This is a genomic window from Pseudomonas sp. KK4 (genome assembly GCF_001984065.1).
GTDB lineage: Bacteria > Pseudomonadota > Gammaproteobacteria > Pseudomonadales > Pseudomonadaceae > Aquipseudomonas.
The window spans coordinates 1-6,768 of the sequence record NZ_LYVP01000187.1; the positions used below are offsets into that span (position 1 = coordinate 1).

Genomic DNA, 6,768 nt, shown 5'->3' on the forward strand with positions numbered 1-6,768 from the left:
AGTAAACATAGGTGTCGACTGACAGACCGCTTTCGCGAGCAAGCCCGCTCCCACAGGATGGGGGAGTTAGCGTTGTTTGAGGCGGTCGATGACCACGGCCAGCAGCAGGATCGAGCCGCGAATCACGTATTGATAGAAGGTATCGATGTTCTTCAGGTTCATCGCGTTCTCGATGATCGCCAAAATCAGCACCCCGGCAATCACGTGGCGGATCATGCCGATGCCGCCGCTGAGCGAAACACCGCCCAGCACGCAGGCCGAGATCACCGTCAGTTCAAAACCCTGGCCAATCATCGGCTGGCCCGAGGTCATGCGCGAAGCGAGGATCACCCCGGCCAGCGCACCGATCACGCCATGCACGGCGAAGATGATGATCTTGGTGCGGTCGACGTTGACCCCGGCCAACAGCGCGGCTTCCTGGTTGCCACCGATGGCCATGGTGTTGCGCCCGTAGGTGGTGTAGTTGAGCAGCCAGCCGAAGAACAGGAAGCAGACGATGGTGATCAGGATCGGCACTGGCACGCCGAACAGCTGGCCGTTGCCGAACACGAAGAACGATTCCTGGGACACGCCCACTGCTTTGCCGTTGGCAAAAATGTAAGCCAGACCACGCACGATCTGCATGGTCGCCAGTGTGGTGATCAGCGCATTGACCCGCAGCTTGGCGATCACGATGCCGTTGATCAAACCGACGATCAGCCCCATCACCAGTGCCGCGCTGACGCCGAGGAACACGCTGTTGGTGTCGCGCATCACCACCGCCGCCACGACCCCGGCGCAGGCAATCACCGACCCCACCGACAAGTCGAAATGCCCGGACGCCAGGCAGTACAGCATGGTGCACGCGGCGATGCCCGTGGTGGAAATCGCCAGGCCCAGGCCGCGCATGTTCAGCGGCGAGAGGAAGTTGTCGATCAGCAAGGTGCAGAGCACGAAGATCCCGACGGCCGCCGCCAGCATCACCCAGTCATCGAGAAAGCGCCGCAGGTCCAGGGGTTTGCGCACAGTCGGCAGGGTTTCGTTTTGGGTTGTCATCATAGTTACCTCTCAGTTCGCCACGCCGTCAGCGCGTTGGCGCGGCAAAGCCAGTTGCAGCAGGTTGGATTCATTGGCCTGTTCGCGGCTCAGTTCGCCGCGCATGGCGCCTTCGCACAGCACCAGGATGCGGTCGGAGATGCCCATCACTTCCATCAGGTCGCTGGACACCACGATCACCGCGATGCCGCTGGCGGCCAGGTTGTGGATGATCTGGTAGATCTCGGCCTTGGCGCCGATGTCGATGCCGCGGGTGGGCTCGTCGAGCAGCAGGACCTTCATCGGCATCGACAGCCAGCGACCGAGAATCGCCTTCTGTTGATTGCCGCCGGACAGGAATTTGATCTGTTGCCCGGCGTGGGGCGTCTTCACCTTGAGCGCCTTGATCTGCTTGTCGGCGTTGGTCTTTTCCCAGAGGCCGCGGATCAGGCAGCCGAAACCGGAATGGGCGCCGCGGGCACTGATGTTGATGTTCTCGGCGACGCTGCCCAGGGGGATGATGCCCTCCTTCTTGCGGTCTTCCGGACACAGCAAAATGCCGGCAGCGATGGCATCCCGTGGCGACTGCAACTTGAGTTCATGCCCGCGCAGCTCCAGGCGCCCGGCGCTGTTGCGCTCCAGGCCGCTGAGCAGGCGAAACAGCTCCGTGCGACCGGCGCCGACCAGGCCGAACAAGCCCAGAATCTCGCCTTTGTGCGCCTCGAAACTCACCGGCTCGCGCAAACCCGGGCCGAGCAGCCCGTCGACTTTCAACGCCACGGCACCGCGCGGGCGCGAGCGGTAGTCGTAGATGTCCTGAATATCCCGGCCGACCATGCAGGTGACCAGTTGATCGTGGGTCAGCTCGCTCATGTCCTCGAAGGTGCGCACGTAGCGACCGTCCTTGAACACCGTCACCGCGTTGCAGATGCGGAACACTTCTTCCATGCGGTGGGAGACGTACAGCACCACTTTGCCTTCATCGCGCAGGCGACCGATGATCGCCATCAAGCGATCGATCTCCCGCGCCGACAGGCTGCTGGTGGGTTCGTCGAAGGCGATCACATGGGCGCCGCGGGACAGGGCCTTGGCGATTTCCACCAGTTGCCGTTGGCCGAGGGACAGGCGCCCGACTTTCTCCTGCGGATCGATTTCGTCGGCCAGGCCCTTGAGGCAGGCCAGCGCCTGCTGACGCAGGAGGCGCCGATTGATCAGGCCGAAACTGGCCGGCAGGTGACCGAGGAAAAGGTTTTCCGCGACGGTCATTTCCGGCACCAGGTGCAATTCCTGGTGGATCACAGCCACGCCACTGCCGATGCTGTCGGCGGTGGACTTGAAGACATGGGTCTGCTCGCCGATCTGCAGGTCGCCGCTGCTCGGGGTGTAGGCACCGCCGAGGATCTTGAGCAGGGTCGACTTGCCGGCGCCGTTCTCGCCCATCAGGGCATGGACCTGCCCCGGATGGGCGACGAAATGGATGTTGTCCAGCGCCTTCACGCCGGGAAAGGTCTTGCCGATCCCGTTGAAGCGCAAGCTGCCGCCAGAAGCGAAACCGGCCGGTTGTTGTAATTGTGTCTGCGCCATAACCACCTCTTTACACGAATCAGGCGGCCCCGTTGCCAGGGCCGCCGATGAAATCAACCGGCCTTCAGTTCCACAGGCCGATTTTTTCCAGTTCCTGCTTGAAGTTGTCGCGGGTGATCAGCGTCACGTCGTCCATGGCCGTGTATTTCGCCGGTTCTTTGCCGGTGGTGACCCACTCGTACATCATCGCGGCCGTGTTGTAGCCCTCGATGTGCGGGCTTGGCAGCATCGAACCATAGAAACCGCTGTTGGGTTTTTTCAGCTCGCCGATGGCGTCGGTGCCGTTGATGCCGATGCCGATCACGTTGGCTGCGGAGAAGCCGGCGCTTTCGGTGGCGCGCACGCCGCCCAGCACGGTGTTGTCGTTCATGCCGCCGATGATCAGGTTTTTCGCCGCGCCCGGCAGTTTCACCAGCGCCGAGTTGGTGGCGTCCATGCTGCCCGGTACGTCGAGGGTTTTCAGGGCCGCGAACAGGATGTGGTCCTTCGGCATGCCGGCGTCTTCCAGGGCCTTGACCGAACCGTCGGTGCGCTTCTTGCCGGTGTCGAGTTCGTTGTAGGTGTTGATCACCGCGTAGGTGTCTTTCCAGTCCCAGTTACGTTTTTTCGCTTCGGTGGCCATGGCGGCCCCTTGCTTCTGGCCGACTTCGAACGCAGCCATGCCCAGGTAAGGAACCTCTTCCATGAACTTGCCGCTGGCGTCGACGAAACGGTCGTCCACGGCAATCACTTTCAAACCGTTGAGCTTGGCCTTGGCCATGATCGCAGGGCCAAGGGAAACGTCTGGCGGGCAGATCACGAAGCCCTTGGCCCCGTTGGCCGCCAGGCTGTCGATGGCCGAGAGGGTTTTCTCGCCGTCAGGCACGGCGATCTTGATCAGGGTGAAGCCCTTCTCTTTACCGGCCTTTTCGGCGAACGCCCATTCGGTCTGGAACCAGGGCTCTTCCGCCTGCTTGACGAGAAAACCGATTTTCACTTCTTCGGCGGCCAGCAGCGTACTGCTCAGGCTGACCGCAGAGACCGCCAGAGCGGCACAGCACAGGGAACGTAGGGCATGTCGACGATTCATAAGCTGACTCCTTGTTATTTTTTTGAGCATTCTTTGAAAAGCGGTGAATCCGTATTACTAATAGTCATATCGTATGATGATTGGATTTCAGGCGCAGTGATGCGCCTCAAACCCTCAACATTCAGTCGTGGTACATCACAGAGCGTCCGCCATCGATGGTGATGCATGAAGCGTTGATGAACGGCGCCTCGTCACTGGCCAGGAACACAGCGGTCATTGCCACCTCGATCGGCTGGCCGATCCGCCGTGGCGGGTGCAGGTCGTAGGCGCGCTGCCGCTCGGCGTGGGGGTCGGCAAAGCCGTTCCAGTAGTCGATGTTCAGTTGGGTCTCGATGTAGCCCGGCGCGATGGCGTTGACGCGAATGCCCTTGGGCGCGTATTCGATGCCGAGAGCCCGGGTCAGGCCGAGCAGACCGTGTTTGGCCACCGGGTACGGGAAGCAGCCCGGAATGATGTGGCTGGAATGGGTGGAGGCGATGTTGATGATGCTGCCGACGCCCTGCTCGATCATCTGCGGCAACACTGCCTTGCAGCCGTACCAGGCGCCATCGAGGTCGATGGAAAAGCAGCGACGCCAGTCCTCTTCGGTCATTTCCAGCGGGTCGCGGAACACGTTGACCCCGGCGCAATTGACCAGCACGTCAATACGACCGTGGCGCTCGACCGCTAGCCGGGTCATGACGTGCAGATCCTGCTGACAGGACACGTCGGCCTGGATCGCCAGCACGTCCGCCCCTTGTTCGCGCCAGCGCGCGGCAACCGCTTCGACTTTCTCACCCTGGATATCGCTGATGACCAGCCGGGCCTGCTGGCAGGCGAACGCCGCGACAATCGCCTCGCCGATGCCTTGGGCTGCGCCAGTCAGCAACACCACTTTGTTTTTCAAGCGCTCGCCTCTCGGCGGCTCGGCGACGGCCGGCAGTGACAGCGGCTTAGCCATGGGCCAGGCCTCCCGTTTCGTGCAGGCATGCCGAAAGCGGAGCAGCCAAGGCAGTCCGGTTGAGCATCAAGGAGCGGGAAACAGGCGGGCGCGAAAAGGTTTCAGCACCTGATTGGTCTGAAACATGGGCAGCCCACGGAAATGCGGGGGTGTATCGCTGCATCACTTCACCTGTTTTGTTTTTTTAAGTGTGAGTGCGTGTAACTGAGCGTGGAACGATGGTGCCGACTATAAACCCGAGCACCAAACAATCTCAATATATAATTTTGCATCCCATATTTAGGGATTTAACCCGCAAAGCGCGTACAGAGTTTTCCAGGGACATCGACACGAATGGCCAGTACGGCGCCGTCCAACGGATGATTCAGAGGGCTGGCGGCGCTGGTGATGTACAGGGTTTTCAGGTCGCTATCACCGAACACACAACTGGTGGGGCGGCTGACCGGCAGCTCGATGATCCGATCGACCTGGCCGTCGGGCGTGAGCCTGAGCAGACAACTGCCGTCCCATCGGGCGTTCCAGATATACCCTTCGGCGTCCATGGCCGAACCGTCCGGACCACCGCGCCCGTGTGGACCGAACCAGGGCTGTGCCGGTTCGAGGCTGCCGTCGGTGCGGATGAAATGCCGATACAGCGTGCCGTCCAGGCTGTCGCCGAAATGCACGCAGGTGCCGTCATCGCTCCACAGCAACGTGTTGGGAATGCCCAGACCGCGCAGCAGAGGCGTCACCCGCGCATCGTGGTCGATGCGGAACAGCCCGCCGGAACGTCGTTCGATGGGCAAATCCTCGCCCTGCTCGCCGATGTTGTTTTGCATGGTGCCGAGCCAGAGCCGGCCCTGGGCGTCGCAGCGGGCCTCGTTGCCGCGGTTGCCCGGTTGCGGGTCGGCGACGCAGAACAGGGTCAGGCGTGGGTCGAGCCCGGGAGATTCCAGGTCGAGTCGATAGACGCCACTGCTCAAGGTCACCAGCGCATCGCCACTGGCGCAGGGGATGAACGCCGACACGTGTTCCGGCATCTGCCAGATTTGCACGTTTGCGCCAATCAGCCGCAGCGCTTGCCTGCCGGCGATGTCCACCCAGTACAGCGCCAGGGTAGGGGCGTCCCAGAATGGGCCTTCGCCCAGTTTTGCGCGGTGTTCGGTGACGGCGGTGAATGTCATGAAGCCTCCTGCATTGTTCTTGTTTTTTGTGGGAGCGGGCTTGCTCGCGAAAGCGGTGTATCAGGTAAACGATGTGTCGAATGGGATGACGCCTTCGCGAGCAAGCCCGCTCCCACAGGGGTTTTGTGTCAGCTGACTTTTTTACCGGCCATGAATTGCGGGTAGTAGCGTTTGATTGCCAGGTCAGCGTTGTCGATCAGGGTCATGCAGGCCCACACGCCCCGCGCGGCATCCCGGGCGGCAATGGCTTCGGCCATGTCCTTGTGAATCGGCAGGGTGCGGCGCAGTTCGTCGGGGTCGGCGGCGGACACTTCGAAGCACACCGCCAGCAGCGCGCCGAGGGCCGGGACCATTTGTTCAATGAATTGGTTGTGGCTGGCGGCGAGGATGCACTCGTGGAAGATCTGGTCGGCGCGGTTGTAATCGATGCCGCTGTCCACTGCCCGCTCCAGCGCGTTGCAGGCCAACAGGATCGCTTCCACCTGTTCGGCAGTGGCGCGCTCGCAGGCCCAGCGCACGGCCATCGGTTCGATGGTGCGGCGCAGATCGAGCAAGTCATCGACGAAGTTTTCCGGCAGCCCGCCCCGGGACAGCCAGCCCACCACTTGTGGATCGAAGAGGTTCCAGCGTCGCACCGGCAATACACGGGTGCCGACCTTCGGCCCGACTTCCAGCATGCCTTTGGCAACCAGGGTTTTGATGGCTTCGCGAATGACCGTGCGGCTGACGCCCAGTTGTTCGCCCAGATCGGCTTCGACCTTGAGGCATTCGCCCGGCTTGGCTTGGCCGGTGGCGATCCAGCAACCCAGCCAATCGACGGTCGACGCGTGAAAACTGCTGGACATGAACACCCTCAGAGCGGTTCGCTGTGGAGGCTCACGCTAATCATCATACGATTGGGTGTCAATTGGATTTTGCGAAAATACGCAGATCGAATGTGGGAGCGGGCTTGCTCGCGAAAGCGGTGTGTCAGTCGATCATCATGGTGACTGATACAC

The 6,768-nt window shown here is 61.7% G+C and carries 6 protein-coding genes; all 6 read right to left on the reverse strand.

Going from position 1 to position 6,768, the window contains the following annotated elements:
* Positions 1-66: 66 nt before the first annotated feature.
* The 6 genes from araH to B0W55_RS28195 all read right to left on the reverse strand — a co-directional run bounded on the left by araH (position 67) and on the right by B0W55_RS28195 (position 6,615).
* The gene (gene araH / locus B0W55_RS28170; protein ID WP_077049186.1) at positions 67-1,035 is read right to left on the reverse strand and encodes an L-arabinose ABC transporter permease AraH; all 969 of its coding nucleotides are present in this window, start codon (positions 1,033-1,035) and stop codon (positions 67-69) included.
* Positions 1,036-1,047: 12 nt separating this feature from the next.
* Positions 1,048-2,598, reverse strand: coding sequence for an L-arabinose ABC transporter ATP-binding protein AraG (gene araG / locus B0W55_RS28175; RefSeq protein WP_077049181.1), 1,551 nt, complete (start codon positions 2,596-2,598; stop codon positions 1,048-1,050).
* Between the two features lie 64 nt (positions 2,599-2,662).
* Positions 2,663-3,667 (reverse strand): substrate-binding domain-containing protein, encoded by a 1,005-nt coding sequence (locus B0W55_RS28180; RefSeq protein ID WP_077049182.1) that lies wholly within the window; start codon positions 3,665-3,667, stop codon positions 2,663-2,665.
* Between the two features lie 121 nt (positions 3,668-3,788).
* Complete coding sequence (locus B0W55_RS28185) at positions 3,789-4,607, reverse strand: SDR family oxidoreductase (RefSeq protein ID WP_077049183.1); 819 nt, start codon at positions 4,605-4,607, stop codon at positions 3,789-3,791.
* A 287-nt stretch (positions 4,608-4,894) separates the two neighbouring features.
* Positions 4,895-5,770 carry an SMP-30/gluconolactonase/LRE family protein gene (locus B0W55_RS28190; protein WP_077049184.1) on the reverse strand — a complete coding sequence of 292 codons (876 nt, stop codon included), beginning with the start codon at positions 5,768-5,770 and terminating at the stop codon, positions 4,895-4,897.
* A gap of 128 nt (positions 5,771-5,898) precedes the next feature.
* Positions 5,899-6,615, reverse strand: a complete 717-nt coding sequence (locus tag B0W55_RS28195) for a FadR/GntR family transcriptional regulator (protein WP_077049185.1) — start codon at positions 6,613-6,615, stop codon at positions 5,899-5,901.
* Between the last annotated feature and the right edge of the window lie 153 nt (positions 6,616-6,768).